Annotated in this window: 22 protein-coding genes; 10 read left to right on the top strand and 12 right to left on the bottom strand. The window is 66.8% G+C overall.

Translation table 11 applies throughout. The features are described 5' to 3' along the window. Positions 1–116 precede the first annotated feature (116 nt). Positions 117–2027, bottom strand: a complete 1911-nt coding sequence (locus BKA25_RS02630; RefSeq protein WP_069852412.1) for a hypothetical protein — start codon at positions 2025–2027, stop codon at positions 117–119. Positions 2028–2869: 842 nt separating this feature from the next. On the opposite strand from BKA25_RS02630, the gene BKA25_RS02625 reads away from it, so the two are divergent. Together BKA25_RS02625 and BKA25_RS02620 are read left to right on the top strand one after the other, a co-directional pair. Then, positions 2870–3466, top strand: a complete 597-nt coding sequence (locus BKA25_RS02625; protein WP_311734447.1) for a M23 family metallopeptidase — start codon at positions 2870–2872, stop codon at positions 3464–3466. Between the two features lie 152 nt (positions 3467–3618). Next, a complete protein-coding gene (locus BKA25_RS02620; protein ID WP_236750395.1) occupies positions 3619–4458 on the top strand; it encodes a M23 family metallopeptidase in 840 nt (279 codons plus the stop codon). A 193-nt stretch (positions 4459–4651) separates the two neighbouring features. Here the strand turns inward: BKA25_RS02620 and BKA25_RS02615 are convergent, their stop codons facing one another. From BKA25_RS02615 to BKA25_RS02580, 8 genes are all read right to left on the bottom strand, one after another. Beyond that, positions 4652–6007, bottom strand: a complete 1356-nt coding sequence (locus BKA25_RS02615) for an MFS transporter (RefSeq protein WP_172803871.1) — start codon at positions 6005–6007, stop codon at positions 4652–4654. 280 nt (positions 6008–6287) lie between these two features. After that, positions 6288–7631 carry an MFS transporter gene (locus tag BKA25_RS02610; RefSeq protein WP_069852416.1) on the bottom strand — a complete coding sequence of 448 codons (1344 nt, stop codon included), beginning with the start codon at positions 7629–7631 and terminating at the stop codon, positions 6288–6290. A 242-nt stretch (positions 7632–7873) separates the two neighbouring features. After that, positions 7874–9274: an MFS transporter gene (locus tag BKA25_RS02605; protein ID WP_069852417.1), complete on the bottom strand. Its 1401-nt coding sequence runs from the start codon at positions 9272–9274 to the stop codon at positions 7874–7876. Continuing rightward, on the bottom strand, positions 9271–9957 hold the full coding sequence (locus BKA25_RS02600) for an ArsR/SmtB family transcription factor (protein ID WP_069852419.1): 687 nt from the start codon (positions 9955–9957) through the stop codon (positions 9271–9273). Before BKA25_RS02600 ends, BKA25_RS02605 begins: the two co-directional genes overlap by 4 nt. A gap of 214 nt (positions 9958–10171) precedes the next feature. Continuing rightward, a complete protein-coding gene (locus tag BKA25_RS02595; RefSeq protein ID WP_172803706.1) occupies positions 10172–10354 on the bottom strand; it encodes a hypothetical protein in 183 nt (60 codons plus the stop codon). Next, on the bottom strand, positions 10278–10565 hold the full coding sequence (locus BKA25_RS28570; RefSeq protein WP_375791875.1) for an RloB family protein: 288 nt from the start codon (positions 10563–10565) through the stop codon (positions 10278–10280). The genes BKA25_RS02595 and BKA25_RS28570 overlap by 77 nt, the downstream gene beginning before the upstream one ends. A gap of 218 nt (positions 10566–10783) precedes the next feature. Next, positions 10784–12091, bottom strand: coding sequence for an AAA family ATPase (locus BKA25_RS02585; protein WP_069852423.1), 1308 nt, complete (start codon positions 12089–12091; stop codon positions 10784–10786). A 102-nt stretch (positions 12092–12193) separates the two neighbouring features. Next, positions 12194–14731 carry a UvrD-helicase domain-containing protein gene (locus tag BKA25_RS02580; RefSeq protein ID WP_069852425.1) on the bottom strand — a complete coding sequence of 846 codons (2538 nt, stop codon included), beginning with the start codon at positions 14729–14731 and terminating at the stop codon, positions 12194–12196. A 349-nt stretch (positions 14732–15080) separates the two neighbouring features. Between BKA25_RS02580 and BKA25_RS02575 the strand changes: the two genes are divergently transcribed. The 7 genes from BKA25_RS02575 to BKA25_RS02545 all read left to right on the top strand — a co-directional run bounded on the left by BKA25_RS02575 (position 15081) and on the right by BKA25_RS02545 (position 21887). Further along, entirely contained in the window at positions 15081–15728 is a 648-nt protein-coding gene (locus BKA25_RS02575; protein WP_069852427.1) for a DedA family protein, read from the top strand. A gap of 236 nt (positions 15729–15964) precedes the next feature. Continuing rightward, complete coding sequence (locus BKA25_RS02570; protein ID WP_069852429.1) at positions 15965–16276, top strand: chorismate mutase; 312 nt, start codon at positions 15965–15967, stop codon at positions 16274–16276. A gap of 558 nt (positions 16277–16834) precedes the next feature. After that, complete coding sequence (locus BKA25_RS02565; protein ID WP_069852433.1) at positions 16835–17143, top strand: hypothetical protein; 309 nt, start codon at positions 16835–16837, stop codon at positions 17141–17143. A gap of 121 nt (positions 17144–17264) precedes the next feature. Beyond that, positions 17265–18014 (top strand): PIG-L deacetylase family protein, encoded by a 750-nt coding sequence (locus BKA25_RS02560; protein WP_236750396.1) that lies wholly within the window; start codon positions 17265–17267, stop codon positions 18012–18014. Then, entirely contained in the window at positions 18011–19033 is a 1023-nt protein-coding gene (locus BKA25_RS02555; RefSeq protein ID WP_069852435.1) for a hypothetical protein, read from the top strand. Before BKA25_RS02560 ends, BKA25_RS02555 begins: the two co-directional genes overlap by 4 nt. Before the next feature lie 227 nt (positions 19034–19260). Further along, the gene (locus BKA25_RS02550) at positions 19261–20019 is read left to right on the top strand and encodes a hypothetical protein (RefSeq protein ID WP_069852437.1); all 759 of its coding nucleotides are present in this window, start codon (positions 19261–19263) and stop codon (positions 20017–20019) included. Positions 20020–20204: 185 nt separating this feature from the next. Further along, on the top strand, positions 20205–21887 hold the full coding sequence (locus BKA25_RS02545) for a serine/threonine-protein kinase (protein WP_069852439.1): 1683 nt from the start codon (positions 20205–20207) through the stop codon (positions 21885–21887). 29 nt (positions 21888–21916) lie between these two features. Here the strand turns inward: BKA25_RS02545 and BKA25_RS02540 are convergent, their stop codons facing one another. Next, positions 21917–22810: a LysR family transcriptional regulator gene (locus tag BKA25_RS02540; RefSeq protein WP_069852440.1), complete on the bottom strand. Its 894-nt coding sequence runs from the start codon at positions 22808–22810 to the stop codon at positions 21917–21919. Between the two features lie 128 nt (positions 22811–22938). Between BKA25_RS02540 and BKA25_RS02535 the strand changes: the two genes are divergently transcribed. After that, positions 22939–23886, top strand: coding sequence for a DMT family transporter (locus tag BKA25_RS02535; RefSeq protein ID WP_069852442.1), 948 nt, complete (start codon positions 22939–22941; stop codon positions 23884–23886). A gap of 3 nt (positions 23887–23889) precedes the next feature. On the opposite strand, the gene BKA25_RS02530 is transcribed toward BKA25_RS02535, so the two are convergent. Together BKA25_RS02530 and BKA25_RS02525 are read right to left on the bottom strand one after the other, a co-directional pair. After that, entirely contained in the window at positions 23890–24078 is a 189-nt protein-coding gene (locus BKA25_RS02530; RefSeq protein ID WP_084643418.1) for a DUF397 domain-containing protein, read from the bottom strand. Beyond that, positions 24062–24904: a helix-turn-helix domain-containing protein gene (locus BKA25_RS02525; protein WP_069852444.1), complete on the bottom strand. Its 843-nt coding sequence runs from the start codon at positions 24902–24904 to the stop codon at positions 24062–24064. The genes BKA25_RS02530 and BKA25_RS02525 overlap by 17 nt, the downstream gene beginning before the upstream one ends. Positions 24905–25199: the final 295 nt, after the last annotated feature.

Genomic DNA, 25199 nt, shown 5'->3' with positions numbered 1-25199 from the left:
CTCGCGCAGTACCGGCGGACGACCCGTTGTTGACAACGCTGTCGATGTTGGCGTCTTCACGCGCAGCACAGGTCGTCCACGCACGTGGTTCGCGCGACAGACTCACCGCCCGCAGCCTAACGTCTGTGACTCGGGTCGGCGTCGCGCCGGGTGACGCGAAGCACAATGCCCGCACCCGCCAGTAGCGCCACGATCCCGCACGCTCCGAGCCACAGACCCGGTCCCGGCTGGGCGTCGAGGGCCCGCGCTGCGGTCAGTGGGAATTCGAGAACGCGCAGGACGAGCAGGGCGGCGGCACCGAGGAAGAGTCCCGCCGCCTGCACCGGCCGGGCTCTCGGTGCCAAGGCCGAGGCGCCCAGCACGCCGAGAAGCCCGAGGATCTGCGCCCACGAGGCGATCTGGAAGTTCTCCAGGACTCCGGCCGGAGCGAATTCCTCCGATTCCAACACCGGCAGTAGGAAGGCTCCCGCCGCCCAGAGCACGCCTGCGACCGCGGGTACCAGGGCGACCCGGTCCGTCGGCCACTCGGAGAGGTCCACGTCCTCACGTTCGACCGCGCCCGCGGTCCAGGCCAGGAACGCACCGGTCGAGGCCAACGGGACGGCCGCCATGATCAGCCAGGCGCCCGCACCCAGACCGGCGCCGACGAGCTGGTTCGCGGCGAAGACGACGTCGAGAGCCACGGCCGCGACCATGGGGGCGGCCAGCCAGGCCACCACGAAGGCGGGTCGGACGATGGTCGAACCCCACGGCAGCAGCAGGCCGATCCCGAGCAGCGTCAACAGCCCTCCCGCCGGAACCAACAGGCTGGCCTGATGGTTGGCGGGCTCGGCGATCAGTTCCGAGGTGGGCGCGAGGCTGGGAAGGAGCACACCGAGGAAGAGCGCGACGCCCGCGAGCAGGGCGAGCACCCCCGCAGCCCGACGAAGGCGTCCGGTCGCGGGCAGCGTCACCTCACCGGTTCGCGCCGTGCTCGTTCGGCGTGCGGAACGCAGCGCGACCCGCAAGGCCAGCAGCAGCAGACCTGCGGCGGCGACGAGGGCGAAGATCGGGCCCGAGGTCGGGCCGAGGTCCGCGCCGAACAGCCCGGCCGCCGCGAAGGGTGCGGCGAGCGCGATCACCATCAGTCCGGTCCCCAGTAGACCGCCCAGCACGCGATCGGAGCCCGAGGGCGAGTCTGCGGCGGGGTCGGCGGGAGCCAGCAACGCGGCGGCGATCAAGCCGAGCAGCGTGACCATCCAACCGACCATGGTGAGACCGTCGGTGTCCAACACGGCGTGCGGCAACAGATACGGGTTGTCGGAGGACACCGGGGCGCCTGCGAGCCCGAGGCAGGCCGCGACGATGAAACAGAGTGGGCCGATGGGTATCCCGGGCCTGCCGCCCGGCGAATTCGACCGCAGCACGGCGGATCCGGCCGGCTCCGGGGTCTCGACGGCTCCGATGTCCGCAGTGGAGCCGCGAACGTCCCGATCCACCGCGCGGAAGGCCAGGATTCCCGCGACCAGCGCGGCCAGCCGAGCAGCAAGCAGCAGATAGGCGCCGAGGCCCGCGCTCACGGATTCGAGGCTGTCGAACAGAACGAGCTCCGGCCGGACCGCGGCGACGGGATCGACCAGCAGAACGGCGTCGAGCAATGCCCGGCCGGGCGCCACCGCAGCCGAGGCGATCAGCAGGCCGATAGCGGCGGCGGATCTGCCGCGCACGGCGAAGAGAACCGCGAGCGCCACCGGGAGGATGTCCAGCAGCGCGAGCAACGGCCAGGAGCCGAAGGCCGGTTCGACGCTCGGAGCGGTGAGTCCCATCGGCAGGGCCAGCATCGCGAGCAGCGCGCCGATCGCGGCGACGGCCAAGGCGATGCGCAGACCCGCGAATGCCGGGTCACCGAAGAGGTCGGTGCGCTGCGCGGCCTCGCCTGCGCGGCCCGAGCTATCCGATCCACCATGGCCGGTGTTGCTTCGGGATCTCCCTCTCGACGAGCGATCGCCGGGGGAACGGCCTGCGATCGATCCAGTCCGCGCGTTCACCGCGCTGACGCTAGCAAGCGGTGTGTCGGCCCCGAGGGATGTCGGTCGCTTCGTGTTGGCTGGGCCCGACATCCCTTATCCGGCCATAGAAGCGGCGAGATGCGTCGCTGCCGGACCGAAGTGGACGGCCGGGCTTCCCTGCCCCGCCTTGCCATTGAGCGTCGGACAACGCTCGACAGGCGCGGCGGAGGGCACTTCCGGGCAGCGCTACCGGCCAGTAGGGCATCCGTGTCGCCCACTCTTCCCGAGGTTGCCGTGACATATATCACTGCTTTTCGACGTTTATTTCTCCGTCGACTGAGGACGGAGTAGACGGGCTGAGCCAAGCGGTCGAATGATCGTTGGTCCGCATCGGCCGGGTTGACCTGGAAGCCCGCTTCCCAAACCCGTCAGTGCCGAAAAGTCAACAACACAGTCGGTCACACTTGGCTCGGCGGCCCCGAAAAGCGCCCCCCATTCGGCAGAACACGATCTCAGGGAGTTGCCCTTAGGGGTCTCGCCCCGTTACTGTCCCCCGGTCCGTTGTCACGGTCTGATCACGAACAACAAGCTGCTCGCAACCAGGTGCAGCACACCGGGATCCCCCGCCCGGAGTTCGATTTCAGACTCCCCGAGGCTGAACGGAAGGGCAGGCTTTGTCTCAACACCGCTCACCCGGCGGCCAGCGTTCCCCAGAGGTTCGCGATGAAGCGCGTCGGCGTTCGACGACGCGGGCCAAGGGCGCACACCGGCTGACACCTTCCCCGGCATTGCGTGGTCGCTTCGTTATCGCGGCCGTCGCGGCAGGCGCCTTCGTTACCGCAGGCCAGTCTACGCAGTTCGGTCTTGACTCCGAAAACGATTTGATCTACGCGGCCGAGGATGTCGATCTCGCCGCTGGATCGGGCGCGGGCGCCGCACCGGCACACAACGGTGTCGGCGGCACCAGGATCGCCCCAGAGGTACTGCCCATCGCGCAGACGGCGGAGCCCAACGCCGCAGTGGGGCAGATCGTCAAGAGCCAGCAGATGGAGGTCGAGACCGCCGCTGCCGAAGCGGAAGCGGCTCGCCCCAAGTTCTGGGCTCCCGCAGAGGGCACCTACACCTCCGGCTATGGCGCCAGGTGGGGCACGACCCACTACGGCATGGACATCGCCAACGCCATCGGCACCCCGATTCTCGCCGCACACGACGGCGTCGTCATCGAGGCGGGCACCGCCAGCGGCTTCGGCCTCTGGGTCCGGGTCCAGGCCTCCGATGGGACGGTCACCGTCTACGGCCACATCGACTCCTACTCGGTTCGCCCCGGCCAGCAGGTTCAGGCAGGCGAGCAGATCGCCGTCATGGGCAACCGAGGCTTCTCCACCGGCCCGCACCTGCACTTCGAGGTGTGGTCGCCCGGTGATGGCAAGAAGATCAACCCCGTGACCTGGCTTCAGGAACGCGGCATCCAGACCTGATTGACCGTGCTGCGGCGTTGCGAGCCCGGTTGCCACCGGAGCCTTCGACACCGCGCACACCCGGTAGGAAAAAGGGCCCGGGAGGGCCAGGACCTCAGTGCAGACAGGACACCTCGTCGGCGCCCCGATCGACGAGCCGGAACCCCCGTCCGGTGTCCTCGAAGAAAGGTCAGGCGTTGTCTCGACATCGCACCGCAGGCGCCTCCGACGCCGCGTCGTCTGTCATGGACCGGGCGTTGGAGGAACGTTCCTCCGCTCGGCCTCGCGGCTCGCACCGGCTGCCCCCGCCGCCGTCGATGCGCGGCAAGCTGGTCGTGGCCGCCGTGGCCGCGGGCGCCTTCGTCACCGCAGGGCAGTCCGCGATGCTCGGCAGCGAGAACAGCGAGCATCAGACGGTTGACGAGATCGCCCCGCTCGCCGCAGGCGGAGCAAGCGGTTCTTCCTCCTTCACCGGCGTCGGCGGAACGATGTCCGCCCCCGAGGTGCTGCCGATCGTGCAGGACGCACCGGGCGACGATGCCGTCGGCCAGATGGTCAAGAGCACCCAGATGGAGGTGGAGGTCGTCGCCGCCGAGGAGGAGGCGGCCCGCCCCAAGTTCTGGGTTCCCTCGACCGGCACCTTCACCTCCGGCTGGGGCCTGCGCTCCTTCGGCAGCCGCTTCAACGAGAACCACCTCGGCATCGACATCGCCAACGCCATCGGCACCCCGATCATGGCCGCGCACGATGGCGTCGTCACCACGGCGGGTTCCGCCAGCGGCTTCGGCCTGTGGGTCAAGGTTCAGGCCGCCGACGGCACGACGACCGTCTACGGCCACATCGACTCCTACTCCGTTCGTCCCGGCCAGGTCGTCAAGGCAGGCGAGCAGATCGCCGTCATGGGCAACCGAGGGGACTCGACCGGACCCCACCTGCACTTCGAGGTGTGGGACGCGTCGAACCAGAAGATCGACCCGCAGGCCTGGCTGGCCGAGCGCGGCGTCTACCTGTGATCCCGGGTTGACCGAGCCTGCCCGCGATCCGCTGCGATAGCGGGTCCGCGCGGCTTGGTCGATCGGCTCGATCACGGCACCGAGTCAACACCAGCCCACCGACATTTTCGAACACCGGTTCGATCTCGTCGGTGGGCTGTCGTGTCGACGAGTCCCACTCTCGGTTGCCAGGCCGAGTCGGGTGATCAGCGCGTCATGCCCTCGGCTCGGTTGCATCCTCGGTGTGCGTCGGCGCGGCTGCAGGCATCGACTCGTCGGGCTCTGCGTCGTCCGGGTTGTGCAGGTTGGACAGATCCACGTCGGGTCGGCGAACCAACAGCCAGAACGCCACCGAGGTGCCCAGCAAGGCGATACCGGAGACCAGATACACCGCGCGAAGCCCGGCGACCGAGGCGATCAGACCGCCCAGCAGGCCGCCCAACGGCATCAGACCCCAGATCACCGTGCGATAGGCGCCCTGGATTCGGCCGAAGAGGCTCGCGGGGATGACGGCCTGCCGCAGCGACATCGTGATCACGTTGAACAGCACGATGAACAACGCGCTCAACGTCAGCATGGCGGCCGCCAGAATCGGGCCGGGCAGGACACCGATCGCCAACACGCTCAGGCCCGCCAGCGCCACGCTGGCCACCAGTACGACCGCCCGGGGGAGCCTGCTGGTGACGACCCCGGCCACCAGACCCGCCAGTAGTCCGCCCAATCCCATGGCGAGGGCGAAAAGACCGAAGATCGCCTCGCTGAGGTTCAACTCGTCGACCACCAGCAGGACGACCAAGGCCATCGAGGCTTCCAGGGCGACGGTGACCAGTCCGGTCAACAGCATCAGCGGCCGCAACAGTCGATGGGCCCAGAGCCAACGCAGTCCCTCGGCGATCTCGGCACGCAGACTGCGGGATGCGGGGGTTCGCTCAGCTGACGGCTCGGCCGCCGACCCGGATTCGGCGGTGGACTCCGCAGCCTTCGGAACGGCCCGATACGAGCCGGGCAGGGCGAACAGCAGCAGCGCGGCCACCAGGAAGCCCGCCGAGTTCGCCAGGAACGGCCCGGCCGCAACCAATACGAACAGCAGACTGCCCAGTGGCGCGCCGAGGAACTCCTGGCTGACGACCTCGGATGCCTCCATCCGGCCGTTTCCCCGTTCGAGCTGATCACGGTCGATGACCGAGGGCAGCATCGCCCGTGCCGCGCTGTCGTAGAGCGTTTCGGCGGCGCCCAAGAGGAAGGCCGCGATGTAGAGCATCCAGATCTGTGCGCCGCCCGCCAGCACGATCAGGCCGAGGCCCCCGACGATCACCGCGCGAACCAGATTCGCGCCGATCATCGCTTTGCGGCGGTCGATCCGGTCGACTAGAGCGCCGCTGATCAGCGCGAAAAGCAACCAGGGCACGAAACTGAAGGACACCAGGCTGCCGACCAGAATCGGGTCCCTGGTGAGGGTGGCCGCCAGCAGTGGCAGCGCCACCCGGCCGACGCCATCGCCGAGATTGGACACCGTCGTCGAGCTGAACAGGGTCCAGAATCGCGAGCCGAGTCTTCTCGCCGCGCTCACGACCGACCACCGACGAACACGCGCTGGTTCGGCTGGGACAGCGGGGATGCGGACCTCATGGGCCACAAGTTACCGTGCGCTAATACCCGATTACAGATCTCGTAGGCAATCGGTGCCCGTCTGTTGGCTTGCGCCGGGATACCGCCATCGCCACGATCGCGAGAGATCGAGGGCCGGAGCCGGCGCACTCCGTCGAGCCATTCCCGGGCCCGTCCTAGGTCCGGAAGCGCGGTGGCGCGACACCGGTAGGACAGGCCGCTGGTCGTGACGCCCGATGGGCTCACCCGGTCGACCGCGATCTCGAAGGCGGGCTCGCGCCCACGTTCTCGGTAACAGGCTCCTTTCGCCCTGTATCGGTTGGCTCGGCTGCGGCGAGCTGCCGCGCCGCCCGGTCCGAGTCATCCAATGCATCCAGCTCCGCACCCCTGAATTTGAGCAGGATGGCAATGCCCAACGCGATGGTCGACACGATGATCCCGGCAATCAGGAACACCGTCTGCACGCTGGTGAAACGGGCTAGCAGTCCACCGAGCAGACCGCCGAGTGGCAGGCAGCCCCAGGTCACAGTCCGCCAAGCGCCCTGAACCCGACCGAAAAGGTGCTCGGGAATCAATGTCTGCCGTAGAGCCATCAGGACCACGTTGAACACGAGCAACGATATGCCCATTGCGAAGAAAGCCACCGCCACCACGGACGGCACCGGGGCAATACCGACCCCGAGCAATCCCAGGCCCAATCCGATTTCGGAGGCCACCAACAGCGTTCGTCGGCGGAAACGACGCAACAGGATGGCGGCGGTCATTCCACCGAGGACACCACCGACCCCGATGAGCACCGCAAAGAAACCGTAGCTAGCCTCGGGAAGTCCCATCGTGTCGATGACCAGCAATACCGCGAGAGCTATCGCGCCCTCCATCGCGGCGGAACCGATGGCGGTGAGGAAGACCAACGGCCGGAACACCCGATGTCCCCACAACCAGCGCAGACCCTCGCCGATCTCGCGACGCAGATTGGGCGGTGCGCTACGAACCCCGTCGGTCGGCACCGCCCGGTACGAACCCGGCAATAGCAACAACAGCAACGCCGCGAAAAGGAAACCTGCCGAGTTGGCCAGGAAGGGGGCGGCGGCAGCGACGACGAAGAGCGAACTCGCCACCGGAGCCCCGATGAAGTTCTGCGTGACGACTTCGGCGGATTCCAACCGGCCGTTGCCTACCGCCAGCTGATCCCGGCGAATGACCGAGGGCAGGATGGCCCGGGACGCGCTGTCGTAGAGCGTCTCGGCTGTACCGAGGAGGAACGCGGCAACGAAGAGCATCCAGACTGCGGCCTGGTCGGTGAACACGGCGAGAGTGAGCGCACCGACCACCCCCGCACGGAAGACGTTCGCCGCGATCATGACCGTCTTGCGGTCCCACCGGTCGACCAGCGCGCCGCTGACCAGCGCGAACAGCAACCATGGCACGAAGACGAAGCTCATGAGGCTTCCGACGAGCAGCGGGTCGCGGGTCAGCGTCGCCGCCAGCAGCGGCAGCGCCACACGGCCGATGCCATCGCCGAGGTTGGAGACCGCGCTGGAGGCGAGCAGGGCCCGAAACGGCTTCCCCAGACGCTGCTTGTTCATCGCGACGACTCCGAACCGGTTTCGACCGCATCGGATCCGGCCGAAGTGAACTCGTCCCCGTCGACATCGGACGAGGATGCGGACCTCATGGGCCACAAGTTACCGCGCGCTAACCCTCGGTTACAGACCTCGCGGACAACCGATGCTGCCCGTTGGTTCCCTGGATCTAGTCTTCGCCGGACGTCCGGCGGGTGGGACGGTGCGGCCCCGGCAGGAGGGGGCCGGGGCCACACCGAGCCTTCTCAGTCGGCGACGGATTCCCGCCTGTCGTCGCCGATCACGTCTCGCCGCTCGATACCGGCTTCGATGCCGTCCTTCTGAGCCGGAGTGGGCACGGTTGCTTCGGATTCGGTCTGAACTGCTTCGCTCGTCGAAGCTGATTCGACTGTGCCGCGCGCTCTTGCCGCGCGATCCTCTGCGTCCATCACGTCCAGTTCGCCGCCCCGCGTCTTGAGCAGGATGATCAGATACACCGTGGTGGCCAGCTTGAGTACGCCTGCCACCAGGAACACCGTGGGCACATCGGTCACTCGGGCGAGTAATCCGCCCAACAGCCCACCGAGGGGAAGACAGCCCCATACGACGGTCCGCCAAGCACCCTGAACCCGGCCGAAGAGATGGGCGGGGATCAGGGTCTGCCGCATCGTCATCGAGACCACGTTCCAGATGAGGACCAGCAGTCCGGCGAGGAAGAAGCCTGCTGCCACCACCGCAGGCACCGGAGCAAGGCCGATGCCGAGCAGGATCAGCCCCAGCCCCACCTCGATCGCGATCAACAGCGTCCGTCTGCGGAACCGGCGCAACAGGGCAGCGGTGGACAACCCGCCGATGACGCCACCGGCCCCGATCAACAGCATGAAGAAGCCGAAGCTCGCCTCGGGAAGCTCCATCGTGTCGATGACCAACAGCACGGTGATAGCGGTCGCGCCTTCGAACAGGGCCGCGCCGATCGCGGTGATGAAGACGAACGGTCGAAGGAGCCGATGGCGCCACAACCAGCTCAGTCCCTCGCCGACCTCACGCCGCAGGTTGGGTGGCTGGGCAGGCACCTTCTCGTCGCGAACCGCCCGATACGAACCGGGAAGCAGGAACAGCAGGAGGGCGGCGATCAGGAATCCCGCCGAGTTCGCCAGAAAGGGGCCCGCAGCGGCGATGACGAACAGCGAACTGCCGACCGGCGCACCGATGAAATTCTGTAGGACGACCTCGACGGATTCCAGCCGGCCGTTGGCGACCGTGAGCTGGTCCCGGCGGACGACCGAGGGCAGGATGGCCCGGGTCGCGCCGTCGTAGAGGGTCTCGGCCGTGCCCAAGACGAATGCGGCGACGAACAGCATCCAGATGGCCGCCGCATCGCTGTAGACCGCGAACGTCAGGGCGCCGACCACCACCGCCCGGAACAAGTTCGCCGCGATCATCACGGTCTTGCGATCCCAGCGGTCGACCAGCGCACCACTGATCATCGCGAATAACAGCCATGGCACGAAGGCGAAGCTGGTGAGGCTGCCGATGAGCAGCGGATCACGGGTCAGCGTCGCGGCCAACAGCGGCAGGGCCACTCGGGCGACGCCATCGCCGAGGTTGGAGACGGAACTGGAGGTGAGCAGCGTCCAGAACGGTTTACCGAGGCGTCTCTCGTTCATCGCGCAGACTCCGGATCCTCGCCGACGGTCGTGGAGCTCGAAGCGGTCTGCTTGGTAGCCCTGGAGCCGTGGTCGGTCCCGGTGCCAGCGGCGGGGCCGTCCATCCCGTCGTCCGTCGCGAGCGGCGGGTTCGGGAACGCGTTCAGCTGCAATTCAACGGATTCGGCGTCATCCCCGACGGAGCGGCCTCGATAGCGCTCGATCACGGCAACCAGTTCGCTGGTCAACTCGAAGAGCAACGCCGGATTCAGCCGCATCATGACGGTGCTGTCCATCGACGCCTGGTACCACTCGTCACTCCATCGATCTTTACCTTCCAACCAGCGGCGTAGTCGCTCGTCCTTACCGCGTTGGAACTCGCGTATCACGAGCTGAGCCGCCGCCCGCGTCTCCTGCTTACGCATGAACTCGAAGCCCGCGAGCGCGAAACCGCTCTCCTTCCGCCGCCACCAGCGTTCCCGGCCCGCGCTGCGCTCGTCGTCGTCCTCGATAAGTCCGTGTCGAGCGAGTTGTCGGAGGTGGTAGCTGGTGGCGCCACTGGTCTCGCCGAGCCTACGGCCGAGTTGCGAGGCGGTGGCGGGTCCATGGATCCCGAGCTCCTGGATCAAGGTGATCCGCAGTGGATGTGCCAGCGCACGCAGCGCTGAGACATCGATGCTGTTGTTGCCCGGGAGCGTCACCATGATTGCAAAGATATCTATGCATAGATTTCTTTGCAATCAACTTCCTCGGGATCGCCGGAGCTCCGCGCGAGTCATCTCACCGGCGAGGCCAGCCGCTACCTGGAGAAACCGACCGATGCGCACCCGGCGCCATCTTGGTTCAATGCGGCCGCAACGCGCATCAGGCCGACGGTTGATCAGCCCGCAACCTGCTGGACCGAGCCCTTTCGGAGCCTCACCGCTCTTGGAGGATCAGGTCGAGTAACCGCCACACCGAGGTGGAGGGGCTATCGCCCGCCGAGCCGGCTGGTAGCGATACCCGGGCTCGTTCCATGGCCACATCATGTGCGGCGAGCGGAAAGTCGGTCTCGACTTTCTTGGCGTAACGCGGCAGGTACTCGCGCAGCTTCCGCTCCACCTGCTTCGTCGTTGAGGTAGGCGTGTTGATCATTGTAATGAAAAGGAAGCCACAACTCGAAGCTTGGAGTTGAGACAGCCAGGTCGATCCCATGTCGACCTGCCTGATGGATGGCTTGTGCCAGAGTGTGGTGCTCGTCGCGGTCGACCAAACACCAGACCCGGTCGTGCGGCGGGATGCCACCCTGAGCCTTTCTTCGAATCAAGAGCATCCACAGCAGCGCGGACAACCGTTAACGGATCCTTCCCCTCCGACATACAACGGGTTTTGATCGCCTTGATTCCATGGTCGCGAAAATAGCGAGCCAAGGAGTCGAAATACGTCTTCTCCGTTACTCCTTCACAGAAGATCCAGACACATGATCGCGCATGACGACTCGCCGGTCGCCGTACCAGTGAATGCGAAGTCGCCCGCGAGCGCGCCATCGATTCAGTCCCCCTTGGCCGCGAAAACCAGGCGGAGTTCCTGTTCATCCACGAACGGAACTGCTCCGTAACGCCCTTGCAGGTAACCCCGTTCGAGGTTTTCTTTCGCCCGGGGATGGAAGTCGCTGAGCGGGTAGAGGCTGGTGGCCCCCTCCCGATCCTTCTCGGTGAACCAGACCTCGTCCCTGGCCAGCAGCCCGCCATCCAGCAGCCCGCTCAGCATGGAGACATCATGGGTGCTGAACACGAGTTGTGCGCCGGTTCGGTTGATCTCCGGATCTTTGAAGGCAGCGATGATCGTGCTGCTCAGCGCGGGATGCATACTGCTATCGATCTCATCGAGCACCAGGGTGAGACCATGATTGAACGCGTGGAGCAGCAACGGCAGGACGGCCAACCAGATTCGAGTCCCAGAACTCTGCTGATGAAATCCCAGGAACGCCCCGGTCGACGAAGCACTGTGGTGGCGAAACCTCAGCTCGGGAATCCTGATCTCTTCCGATTCGCCGGGGACATCATCCAACGAGTCGTCGCCGCTGATCTTGCGAAACGCCTCGATCAGGACCCTGGTCTTCTCTCGGTCATCGGCGCCAAGAACCTTCTCCGACACCGAGACCTCGCCGATGCCCACATCGGCCACCCGCACCCAGGCATTGACGGTATCGAAGAAGTCGTCATCCTCGCCCAGCCAGTCCCTGGCCAGCGAAGGGGAGGTGTCCAGCCCCTCATGAAATACCGGCGAGACCCCCGTCACCGCGCGAAACACCCGCAGCAGGATCTCGTGTTGGTTGCTTGCCGCAGCGGAGAGGAAGAGCGAATTCGGGCGGGTCATCGCGACGATGGCCCGATTACGACCGGGCAGGCTCCGACCGAAGGTGAAACCGGACGAATCACGTTCGAAAAGCATCCGACGCCGCGATCCGTTGGGATACGAGTACAGCCATTCGGCGAGCACCGAGCTGTCATCGATCTCGAACCCATAGGTGTGCCGGACCCCATCGACAAGGAGATCCACCTCGAACACGGTGGGCTCCTCCGCCGAGCCCGCGTCGAGCAGGAAACGATCGCGCCGAGTGCCACCGAGCGCAGGCCAACGGGTGTGGGATTCCTCCACAGCATCGCGAAGGCAGCCCAACGCATGCAACACGTTGGACTTGCCCGACGCGTTGGCCCCGAAGATGCCCGCGACCCGAACCGTGTCCGGCACCGGGCCGTCGGACTTCGGCTGTCCCCGACCTCGTACCGCGACAAGCGACAACTCCTGCTCGTCGCGCAGCGAACGGTGGTTGGCCACGCGGAAGCGAAGCAGCATCACGGTCTCCTCAGGTCGCCAACGACCTAAGCATGCAGTTTCGTAGCGAGTTACGACACAAACTTTCGTAACACGTTAGTTTGATGCATCAACCACGCAGAGCTACAGCTTCGTCATCGGGACATTGCCGATCAGCATGAGCTTGACGCGGCCCGCCGTGCCGAAGTCGATGGTGGCCGTGGTGCGTGGGCCGCTGCCGTCGGTGGCGACCACCTTGCCGAGGCCGTACTTGTCGTGGCTGACCCGGTCGCCGATGTCGAGCTTCATCGGCACCGCGTTCGCCGCGCTACCTCGGCCGAAGCCGCCGAAACCGGTCGTCCGCATCCCGCTCGATGCGAGCGAGGCCTGCGCCGAGCCCGAACCGCCGAAGCTGGAACCCGAACCGGAACGACTACCCCACCGGGAGGCGACCTGCGGCGCGTGCTGTTCCGGCGCGACCCGCCGCCAGTCGATCAGATCGGCGGGGATCTCCTCCAGGAAACGTGATTCCGGGTTGGTCATCGGCTGTCCCCAAGCGGATCGCACCACCGCCCGCGACAGATACAGCCGTTGCCGCGCCCTGGTGATCCCGACGTAGGCGAGCCTGCGTTCCTCCGCCGCCTCGGCCGCGTCCCCCAGGGCTCGCTGGTGCGGGAAGATCCCGTCCTCCCAGCCGGTGCAGAACACCGCCGGGAACTCCAGGCCCTTGGCGGTGTGCAGGGTCATCAACGTGACCACGCCGTCCGAGCCCTCTTCGGCGCCCGGCACCGAGTCGGCATCGGCGACCAAGGCGACCCGTTCCAGGAAGGCCGCCAACGAGCCTGCGGGCGCCCCCGCGTCCGCCGCATCCAGGTCGGCGTCCTCGGCCGGCTCCGTCGGATCGCTCGCCGTCGTGCCCGCTTCCTGCGATTCGACCTCGGACTCGGCACTCTCGACCGTTGCCTCGGCGGCCTGTGCCTGCTGCACGAACTCCCGCGCAACGGTGACCAGCTCGGTCAGGTTCTCCACCCGCGAGGCGTCCTGCAGGTCATCGCTGTTCTCCAGCCCCGCCCGATAGCCGGTCCGCTCCAGAACCGCTTCCAGGATCTCCGCGACGTCACTGCCCGCCGCCAGGTCCGCCCGCAACCCGTCCATCAGCTCGACGAAGCCTGCGATGGCCTTCTGCGCCCGCGAGTTGAGCAAGGTCACCCGGCCGTCCGAGGCGGCGCGCAATGCCGAGGAGAAGCCGATCCCCTGCTGTTCGGCGTACACCGAGACGACCGCCTCCGCGCGATCGCCGATTCCGCGCTTGGGGACGTTGAGAATGCGCCGCAGCCCCACCGAGTCGTCCGGATTATCCAGCGCACGCAGGTAGGCCAGCGCGTCCCGCACCTCACGTCGCTCGTAGAACCGCACGCCGCCGACCACCCGATACGGCAGGCCGAGCCGGATGAAGATCTCCTCGAACACCCGGGACTGGTTGTTGGTCCGGTAGAAGACGGCGATGTCGCCGTTGCCGACCTCGCCCGCATCGACCAGCCGGTCGATCTCCCTGGCGACGAACGCCGCTTCGTCGTGCTCGTTGTCGGCGACGTAGCCGACGATCTTCTCGCCGTCGCCGGAATCGGTCCACAGCCGCTTGTCGCGACGATCCGGATTACGGGCGATCACCGCGTTGGCCGCGGCCAGGATCGTCTGGGTGGACCGATAGTTCTGCTCGAGCAGGATGGTGCGTGCCTCGGGGTAGTCGCGTTCGAACTCGACGATGTTGCGGATCGTCGCGCCTCGGAAGGCATAGATCGACTGATCCGCATCGCCCACCACGCACAGTTCGGCGGGCGGCACCGCAGGCCCTTGATCGCCGGTTGCGCCGCCGACCAGCTCGCGGACCAGCACGTACTGCGCGTGGTTGGTGTCCTGGTACTCGTCGACCATGATGTGCCGGAAACGCCGCCGGTAGTGGCCTGCCACATCGGGAAAGGTCTGCAACAAGTCGACGGTGCGCAGGATCAGGTCGTCGAAGTCCAGCGCGTTGCTGGAGCTCAACCGTCGCTGATAGGCGGCGTAGACCTCGGCCACCTTGCGCTGCAACTCGTCCGCGGCCTGCTCCGCGGCCTCCGCAGGCGAGATGAGTTCGTTCTTGAGGTTGGAGATGTGCACCGACAGGGTCCGGGCCGGGTAGCGCTTGGAATCCAGGTCGAGATCACGGGCTACCTGGGTGATCAGCCGCTTCGAGTCGTCACTGTCGTAGATCGAGAAGTTCGAGTTCGCCGAGGCATCCGCCGCCTCGCCCGCGAGCAGGGTTCGCAGTGCCCTGGACTCGCGACGCAGCAGCCGCGCGCACATCGAGTGGAAGGTCGAGACCCACATCAGGTTGGCCCGAGGACCCACCAGGCCCGCGACCCGCTCCTTCATCTCGGCGGCGGCCTTGTTGGTGAAGGTGATGGCGAGGATCTGACCGGGGTGGACGTCGCGCTCGGCCAACAGGTATCCGATGCGACTGGTCAACACCCGGGTCTTGCCCGATCCGGCACCCGCGACCACGAGCAGCGGGCTCCCCTGGTGCGTCACCGCCTGATGCTGCTGTGGGTTCAGGCCCGCGAGCAGGTCCGCCGAATTCACGTTGCGGGGCGGCCGGGCGGAGGTGGACGCGTCTGGAGAAAGCTCGAACAGGGTGCTCATCGACACTCCACGGTACAGGCCGGAGTGGGTCCTCCCCTCCCGCGCGCATGGCGGCCGGCGCCTCTGCCTACCGCATCGGACCGACGACCCCGTCGCCGCCCCGGCGGTGATCGACGGACCCGTCCGGGTCGACGACTTAGCGCGACGAGTCGGTTACTGGATGCGATTCGACGGCGCAGCTGGTCGACCCGGGTGCGTCGGGGATATCCCGAGGCATCCCCGATGACTGCTTCCGGTGTGTTCCCGATGTGACCACGCTCATCTGCGCGCACAGTAGATGGACCGAATCTCGAAGGAGCTTCTCTGTGTCGCAGTCTCCCCGCCCCATGACGAAGGAAGACGGTGCGTGATGCCCGACTTCGTGAGCAACTTCGTCGAGTACCTCGCCTCGCTGGATCCCGCCGTCTTCCTGGTCGGCCTTCTGGTCATCATGATCTTGGAGACCTCGCTGCTGGTGGGGTTGGTCGTGCCGGGGGATGTCGCGGTCCTGATCGCAGCGGCCACCCTGGGCTGGGAATACGGTCTGCTCATCGCGACCATCGGCTTCGTGGGCACGCTCATCGGGCAGTCCGGCGGCTACCTGATCGGCAGGCTGATCGGCGGCCGGATCAAGCAGAGCTGGATCGGCCGCAAGATGGGCCGACGGCGGTGGGCGGTGGCCGAGCAGGTCGCCACCGGTGACGGCGCGCGCGCCATGATCACCACCCGATTCGTCGCGGTGGTGCACTCGATGGTCCCGGTGGTCGCGGGCACCCTGGGGATGTCGTACCTCCGGTTCCTCCGGCTGGCCACCGTCGGGGCCGCGCTGTGGGCGGTCGTCTGGACCTGTTTCGGACTGTTCATCGGTGGCGCAGGCCGCGCGATAGGGCACGAGTGGGGCACGCTGGTGTTCGGCGCGCTGGGCGTGCTGGTCTCGGGTTTCGTGCTCTGGCGTTCCATCGCCAAACGGCGTGCGGAACATGCTCGGAACCAGGAGTCCGACCAAGAGGCATCCTGAGGGCTGTGTGGCAGACTGACCTGGTGTTCACTCAGCGCTATTTTGCTCGCGGGTTCCGGACTCCGGCACCCGTGGTCGCATAACAGTCTGTCCTGATGACCTCGTTTTCTCGCGGCTGAGGGACGAGCGGGGCATCGAACACGATCTGCTACCACCCACGCCCCGGAGTCCATCGACCCGGGGCGTCTTTCGAGCTCCCGGGCGCTGGCCTCGATGTTTTTCGAAGGAGAGCCGAGATGAACGTGGCTAGTTCCGACTCAGCACCCTCGGGACCGGGGGAACCCGCCCCGGAGGAGATCCGCGCCCTGCGCACCGAGATCGATTACCTCGACAGCGAGATCCTGCGTTTGGTTCGCAGGCGCATCGAGGTCTCCCAGCAGGTGGGCAAGGCCAGGATGGCCGCAGGTGGCCCACGCATCGTCACCAATCGGGAGATGGCGGTGTTGGCCCGATACCGCGAGCTCGGGCCCGACGGCCGGGAGTTGGCGATGGCGCTGTTGAAGCTGGGCCGCGGCAGACTGGGCGGCGCGGGCGACCGCGCGGAATGATCGGTTTGCCGGGGCAGGGCGCCAGCGCCCTGTTGGCGGGTCGAGAGTGCGACGACAACGTGCGCGCTTGGTGCGACGCGGTTCGAGAAGTTCATGCCATTGATCGTGAACGACCAGCGTTCTCACTGGTAGTGCCCGATGTCATGATTGTCTGTGACAGATGTCAGCGATCCCGATGACACCTGTCAGCACCCGGACGACCGGAATACCGAGGCGCTCCGGCCGCCGACCGCGAGGGCGGGCGACGTACTCGCCCATGGCCACCATTCGACGCGCATCCGGCCCGAGCGCGTCGCGAACGACCTGACACTGACGACGGTCTCCGGCGGGGCGCCCTGACGAGAATGCGGCGCAGGCACATCGCGGTGATCCCGCAGCAGCCGCCCGATCGAACGGGCACCACCCGATCGACTCGGGCGCCCCAGCACGACCCGTCCGCCACACGACAGCGTGATGATCTTGAGCTGGTAGACACCGGTTCAAGCCCATGCCCTGCCCTAGGTCACATCCGGGAAACCACTGATGCCCCGGCTTTCTAAAACGGGCAGACTGGACTCCATGGAGTTCCTGATCAACCTTATCGCCATCATCGTCACCCTCGCCGGTCTCGCTGCGGCAGTGGGCAACGGCGGTTATCTCGCCATGCTGAACTCGGCGGCCAAGCAGCGGGCGGGTGGCGGACCGGTCGCCGATTACGTCAAGGGCAGGTTCCCGCAGGCAGCCGGTATCGGCGGCGCCGCGTTGCTGGCTCTGTTGCTCACCAACGGCGGCATCCCGCTGGACATCGTGGCGATCATCGTGGGAGCAGGCAGCGGTGTGGCCGCGACCAACGCACTGAACTCGACCCGGCGGCGTTACCAGTCCTGACCCGATCGGCCGCCGCAAGCGATCACGCTCTGCGGTGGCTACCCCTACTTTCGAGTGGCAGTACTGCCCGGCACGGCTAACCCCGGTAATTCGCACCGCTCGACGCCCTACTCTGGTCCGCGTGACCATCACCTCCGGACTTCCCGATGACGCCGCGAAATCCGTGCTGGTGGTCACGGCCCATCCCGACGATGTCGACTTCGCCGCCTCGGCGACCATCGCGGGCTGGACGGCGTGCGGCGTCCAGGTCACCTACTGCATCTGCACCTCCGGCGATGCCGGTGGCGGATTCGATGACACGCCCCGCAGCGAGATCGCCGCCCTGCGGGAGTCCGAGCAACGGGCTGCGGCCGGCGCGGTGGGTGTCGAGGACGTGCGCTTCCTCGGCTACTCCGATGGTCGCGTCGTCGACTCCCTGGAACTCCGTCGCGATATCTCCCGGGTGATCCGAGCCGTGCGGCCGGAACGAGTGCTGACGCATTCCCCCGAGTTCAACTGGGAACGCATCGCCATCGGGCACCCGGATCACCGTGCCGTCGGCGCCGCGACAGTGGCCGCCGTGTACCCGGACGCCCGGAATCCCTTCGCGCATCCCGAATTGGCCGAGGAAGGGCTCGACGCCTGGACGGTGCGGGAGCTGTGGTTGTCCGGTGGCCCGGCGGAACGGACCAATCACGTCGTCGATGTCACCGCCACGATCGACAAGAAGTTCGCGGCGTTGGCGGCGCACCGCTCGCAGACGGCGCACGTACCCGAGTTGATGGAACAGCTACGGGCCGCGATGGCGGAGTCGGGCGCGGCGCTGCTCCCGCAGGGCGACTCGTCCACCACGCGGCTGGCGGAGACCTTCCAGGTGGTCGACACCGCGTGAACACCGCATCCTCCGACGACGACATCGCCGGCCCCGGCGGTCGGGGCATCGGCGCCGATCGGCAGGCAGCCGACCGATGGGCGGATTCGCGGGCCGTCCGGCCGGACAACGCAGCGGTCGAGGGCGTCAGCGCAGAGGCCGTACCGGGTGCCGTCCGCCCGGATCAGGATCCGCGCAGGTCGCCGCTTCCCGAGCCCGACCCACTCATCGACAGCGACGCGGTGGGACTGCGCAAGTTCGACCTCGGCATGGTGCCTGCCTCGGTGACTCCCCCGCGAAGCTGGCGCAATGCCGCCTGGTTCACCGTGACGACCTCGATGACCTCCTTGGCGGTGTTGTTGGTGACCACGGCGCTGTTCCTGCGGCCGGAGGAGCGACGGGCGCCGGATTCGCTGCCGTTGTTTCCCAGCGGCACCCCGTTGCCCACGCTGCAGGGCACTCAGCGCAGCGTCCCCACAGTCGGCGCACCTCATCTACTCGCCGCGGAAGACTCCGAGTCGGCAACGCACCCGGGTTCGGAGTCGAGCACCGACGGCCGCGAGTACGCCCACACCCACCGCTTCACCGATCCCACCGGGACGGATCGGGAGCCCACGTCATCGGTCGGGCCAGCACCGTCGACCACGCATCATCCGGGCGACGGTCGCCCCGCCACGGCTTCGCCGGTGCCATCGGTGACCGTCGGAGAGGGGACGCCGATCGTCGACGGCGCGGAGATCCGGGATCAGACCGCCGCATTCTTCGAAGCACTCGGCAACGACGTCGGTTCGGCCTACGAGTTGGTCACCGGCGAACTGGCCGAAGCGGGTCTTCCGGTGTTCAGCCAGCGATACGACGATGTCGCGTCGATCGACCTTCGACACGTCACGATCAACCCGGTGGAGGGCATCACGGTCTCGACGGTCATCGTCACGCATCACGATGGTTCACAGTCCACGGAGTACCGGGAGTTGCGCTTCGCCGGGACGACCGAGCCGTTGATCACCGACGACCGGTTGATCCCGCGCAACGAGTGGTAAGCACGGAGAGTAGCCGAATTCTCGACTATGGGGCGAGAATTGCCTCTCGTCTTGTCGGAACGACCGCTTGACGCCACGTAAGCACGAACTTCTCAAAAGCTCTGGCGCGATCACCTCGACTCACGGTAGGTGTTCTGACGGGCACCGAGGGTACGGAGGGACGGAACGTGAGGCGTTCCACAGACGGTCACCGACACAATCGAGCCGGGTCGATCACCGTCGCAGAGTTGGTCAGACGACAACCGAGGACGACGCGGACCCGGCGACGCGCAGGCGCGCCCTGGGAGTCCGCCCCCAGCACCGCCGAGCTGCCCGACGGGTCGACACCGGATTCGATCGAGGACGACACCGTGCTGTTCCGCAGCGTGGGCACCAGGGCGTTCGCGCTCGGCGGCGGCCTGCTGGTGTTGACCATGTCCATCCTGGCGACCGGGATCATCACCAGCGCGCCGGGCGTCAGCGATCCGGATGACGCGCCGCAGGCCGCCGCCCTGGTGGGCCCGATGGCGATGCGCCCGGACATCCTCACCGAATACCTCGCCGAGCCGCAGGTCACACCGCGTCTCGACGAGGCTGCCGAGGTCGGTCCCTCCGGATTGCGCGCGGTGGCCGAGGAATCCGACCGGGTCCCGCCCGCCGAGCAGCAGGTGATCAGCGAGCCGCTGCTGCCCGTGGACACCGATCGTGAACTGGTCGAACAGTTCTATAACGTGTTGGCCGAGGATCCACAGCGCGCTTCCAGATTGTTGGGCGACGAGCTTCGAAGCAACGGTGACGCGGGCTTCATCTCCGCATGGGAGAACGTCAGAAGCTTCGAGGTGGTGACCATCCGGGAACCGCAAGCCGGTACTGTAGAGGCGACCGTGGCCATCGACGAGGCCCACGGCGGGCGGCTCTATCTCACCCAACAGCTTGTGGTCGGCGAGACTCCCAAACGCATCACCGAGGTCAAGGTGTTGACCGTTCAGCAGAGCGCGACATCGTAGAGCCGAGGTTGAGAATCACCTTCGCCGCAGGCAACACCACAGGTGCTCGATCCGCCGTGACACCGCCTCGATGAGCGATGGGCAGAAGTACCGCGCAGGAGCGAGGCCGCTCGAGGACGACACGGATTTCGCCGTGCTGGAGCCGGGTCCTACCCTGATGCCGTGAGTAGAACCGGGAGCCGCCAGTGAGCGACGAAGGTCGCCTGGTCGCAGCACGTTATCGACTCGATCGGCGCATCGGCAGTGGCGCGATGGGTGTCGTGTGGCAGGGAACCGACGACCGGCTCGGCCGAGTCGTGGCGATCAAGCAGCTGCTGCTCCAGCCTGGCCTGAGCCCGGCGGAAACCGAAGAGGCTCGGCAGCGGGCGATGCGGGAAGGCCGGATCGCCGCTCGCCTGCAACACCAGAACGCGATCGCCGTCTACGACGTCGCCGACGACAACGGTCAACCCTGTCTGATCCAGGAGTACCTGCCCTCGGACAGCTTGGCGACGGCGTTGACCGAGCGTGGCCCGCTCCCGCCCACCGAGGTCGCCAGGATCGGCGCCAGTGTCGCAGGCGCCCTCGCCGCCGCGCATGCCGCCGGGATCGTGCACCGGGATATCAAACCGGCGAACATCCTGTTGGGGCACAACGGCGAAGTCAAGATCACCGACTTCGGGATTTCCCGGGCCACCGGTGACGTCACGGTGACCAAGACCGGAATGCTCGCGGGCACCCCCGCCTATCTGGCGCCCGAGGTCGCGAAGGGCTACGACCCCGGATTCGGCGCGGATGTCTTCTCCCTGGGCGCAACGCTCTACGCGGCCGTCGAGGGCGAACCGCCCTTCGGCACCCACGAGAACACCCTGGCGCTGCTCCATCTCGTTGCAGCGGGCCGGATCAATCCGCCGAGACAGGCCGGTCCGCTGACCGCGTTGTTGATGCGGTTGTTGCGCGCCGAGCCGATCGAGCGCCCGACGATGGCCCAGGCCCGCGAGGGCATGCAGGCCGTCGCGGCGGGCAGGCCCGCACCCGGCCCGCCGATGCCCGTCGGTACCCCGCGTCCGACCACGAACCATGCTCAGCCGCCCGCAACGCCCGCCAACGGGCCGAACGCGACCCGGTTGGATGCCCGGCCGGTCACCGATCGCCCGGAGCCGCCCAGGGCCGCAGCAGCCGCCCCGCAGGCCGCTGCTCGTCAGCCCACGAACCCGCCGCCACGGTCGACGCCGCCGCAGGCCTCGCGGACCGCAAGTCCGGAACCCGAGGAGGGTTTCCGGGGCCGGGCCGTGCTGTTGACCGCCGTCGCCGTGATCGCCGCGGCCTTGATCGGCGTGTTGATCGCCGGAGTGTTCTTCAACGGCAATGATTCGCGGGGTTCCGAGCGGCCACCGAGCAGCAGTGGGTCGAGTTCCGAGGCCGAGGCCCCGCCCACCGATGATCCGCCTGCGGAGGACGAGACGTCGACCGACGAAGGGACTCCGAACCGGCAGATCCCGCGCGAGGAGGTCAGCTTGGAGGATCCCCCGCCGTCTGACGAGGACGAGGACGAAGACGGCGACGAAGACGAGGAAGACCAGGAGCAGAGCCGCCCCGCGCGCAGTGAGGCGTTGGTCTCCCAATACTTCGGTCTGCTTCCCGGCAACTACCAGCAGGCGTACAACCTGCTCGGCTCGGAGTACCAGGGGAGTTTCGACAGCTACGAGGGCTGGTGGCGAGACTCCGTGGAGTCGGTGACCATCACCGGAGGACCGAACTTCGACGGTGGTCGGGTCAACGTCACCCTGCAATTCGTCCGTAAGGACGGTGCAGAGGTCAGCGAGAACTGGGGCATCGAGATCGTCAATGAGGGCGGCGAGCTACGAATCGGCGAAGTGCACAATTGAGTCGCCGTCTCCCGTAGCCGATCGCATGATCAGGCCGATGCCGCGTCCTTGAGGGCCGCGACCATCCGTTGCATCACGACCTGTTCGGCGACCGCAGCACGCACCACCACCATGATGCTCCGGGTCGGCTCCGGCTTGCGCAATCTCCGCACCACCACCCCGGGATGCACCGTTCGCAGCCCGATCATCGGCATGATCGCGATCCCCAGCCGGGCGGCGATGAGCCCCTGCGCGGTGGCGTAGTCCTCGGTGTGCACCGTGTAGTCCGGTTGAAAACCCGCCGCCGCGCAGGCCACGGTCACCGGTTCCCGACAGGGCCCGTGCAGCCGATCGGGATCCACCCACTGTTCCTGCGCCAACTCGGCCATGTCGATGGTGCGCCTGCTCGCGAGGCGATGCCCCTTGGGTAGCACCAGTCGATAGGGGTCGTCGAGCAGTGGAAGGTAGCGGAGGCTGTCCTCCTCGACGGTGCTGGAATTCCGCACGGCCAACGCGATGTCGGCGCGCCCCGCTCGGAGGTCGGCGAGTGGATCGGCGTCGTCGAGCCAGAGTTCCAGTCGCACGTCCGGATTCTGCTGCCGGAAGGCCGCCACCGCCGGAGGCACCAGCCCGACACCCGCCGTGGCGAAGTACCTGATGCGGATCAATCCCGTGCTGCCCGCACGGAGGTCGGACAGCTCGTGCTCGATATCGGCCAGGCCGTCGAGGATGCCCTTCGCACGATCGGCGAGCATCGACCCCACGAGCGTGGGCCGAACCCCGCGACCCGACTTCTCCAACAATGGCAGCCCCGCCTCGCGCTCCAGCGTGGCCAACTGCTGGCTGATCGCGGAGGGGGTGAAGCCCAGTTCGGTGGCGGCCGCCGACACGGACCCGCCGGTCACGACGGCCCGAAGCACCTGTAGACGCCGCACATCGAGCATGCCGAGAACGCTACAGCACTGCTTCATCAAACTTAAGAACATTTCAGTTGTGCTTGCGGTAGTTCGGTCCAAGAGTGTGGGTGTCGACGCGCCACGGCGTCCGACTCGTCACGAGAGGGCCGGGAAAAATGATTCGCAATACGGGAAGCCTGGTGCGGATGGCCGTGCTGGCGAGCCTGTTCGGCTCCAGCTTCCTCCTGATGAAGATCGCACTCGGTTCCTTCTCGCCAGCCCAGATCACCCTGATCAGGCTGGTGCTCGGCGCGGGCGTCCTGCTGGCGATCTGTGCCGCCCGGCGCATCGTGCTGCCCCGCGAGCCCCGGCTCTGGCTGATCATGACCGGAGCGGCACTACTGGCCAACACGCTGCCGTTCACGCTGTTCGCGGTGGCGGAACAGACGGTCGACGTCGGATTGAGCGGGGTACTCAACGCGACCACCCCGCTGTGGGCGTTGGCGCTGGCGGTGGCCCTGCGGCGCCAGCGAGCGGTGACCGGGTGGAACGTGGTCGGTGTCGCCTTGGGCTTCATCGGGGTGGTGCTGTTGTTGGCACCCTGGCAGCAGGCCGACATCCATCTCTTCGGGGCCGCGCTATGCCTGGCCGCTGCGGCCAGCTACGCCGTCGGCTACCTCTACGTCGAACGCTTCCTCAGCGGACGCGGCCTGAAGCCGGTGGCGATGGCCTGCATGCAGCTCATCGCGGGCAGCGGGCTCGCCGTCGTGGCCATCCCGTTCATGGGCCGCCAGCCCATCGACCTGGCCCTCGCACCCGTGGTGGCGATCGTGGTCCTGGGTGCGCTGGGCACCGGCGCCGCCTTCGTCATCAACCACCGCTTGATCGCCGACGAGGGCGGCGCGGCGGCCTCCACCGTCGGCTACCTGCTGCCCCTGGTGTCGGTGCTGATCGGCGTGCTGCTGCTGGACGAGCGGCTGGCGCTCTTCCAGTGGGCGGGCATGGCGGTGACGCTGCTGGGCGTCGCCCTGACCCGACACCGCAAGTCCTCGGCCGAAGCGACAGCACCCAAGCCGAGCGAACGCCGAGAGCAAATCGTCGAGTCCGAGGCGGCGGCCGGGTGAGGCTCAGCCCAGCCGGCCCGACTTCACCGCTGTCAGTAACGCCTCAAAAGCCGATCTCTTCACGATCAGCAGACCACCGGTCCGGTCTTTGCTGTCTCTGATCCCGAAGGCGGCTGATCCATGCCGGACCTCGATGCAGCTTTCGTTGGTACTTTTGGACGACTTCTTCCAGGTTTCAGAAGTGTTCGCCATGGGCCCGATCCCTCCATCTGTCGGCATACTGGTGGATGAGCGCTCGCGATGCTTCTGCATCCATCGCCATAGCACGAAGCGTCGAGGTTGTCGCCTGATAAGCGGCGGTCTCGGCCTTGCGATCGAGTAGCGCAGATGTTCTCTGTTGTTCTATGTGCACGATGGGGAGTCCGTGCGCGAACTCAAGCAGGATGAAAGCGCCCGTAAGGCCGGGATGTGTAAGACCGACCGGAAGAACGCGCAGCGTCACATTGCCTTGCTGAGACAACGTTGCCAACTGATCGAGCTGCGCTCTCATGACCTCGGCCCCACCGACAGGCCGTTGGAGCACCAGCTCATCCAGTAGGGCCGTGTACTGGACCGAACCCGCAAGCACCGTCTGGCGTGCAATCCGGTTCTCGACTCGATGAAGAATTCGATCCTCTGGCCCACCCATACCTCGCAAAACTGCAGCTGCGTAAGCCGACGTCTGAATCAAACCGGGTACAACCGCGATGGCCAGCTCGGTGATTTTCGTTGCCTTACTCTCGAGCGCAGCCAGATCCCGGAGTCGCTTCGGCATATCGGCCTCGTCGTACCAAGATTTTTGACTTAGATCGCCGACTAGGGAGAGCAGCGCACTCTCCGTTGGGCCGGTGATGCCTAGCGCTCCCAAGATTTTCAGCAGATCGTCGCGATCGATCGGCTTTTCACCGGTCTCCCAACGGGCGATGGTCGATTTGCCGCGCCCAGTCCGCGCTCCCAGCTCCGCCAGGGTCAGACCACAGCTGTTCCGATGTCGTCTCAGCTCGTCGCCGAGTATGCGAGATCGAGCCATCCACGTCATGAGCAGCAGACTACTTGCGCCTATCCAGTCGGAGAGCCACCCGAACGAGCGATCGACAGCCGGAACTCCGTAGCCATAACCTCGTTCCCATGGGAAATTCCCAAGGGAACGAGGCGGTGACGTGATCCATCCGCTGCTGTGGCTGGGACTGATGTTCTGCGCAAGCGGGCTGGTGCTGGTCAACTGGCCGCGCCTGTTCGCCCGCCGCATCCGCCGATCGCACCGACGCCGCCCACCCCGTGGTCTAGCGGCCAATCGGCTCATGGCGATCAGCGGGCGAACAGCCGATTCGATC

Origin of the sequence: Actinoalloteichus hymeniacidonis (genome assembly GCF_014203365.1) — a bacterium.
GTDB lineage: Bacteria > Actinomycetota > Actinomycetes > Mycobacteriales > Pseudonocardiaceae > Actinoalloteichus_A > Actinoalloteichus_A hymeniacidonis.
This window is presented reverse-complemented; position numbering and strand designations above follow the sequence as displayed.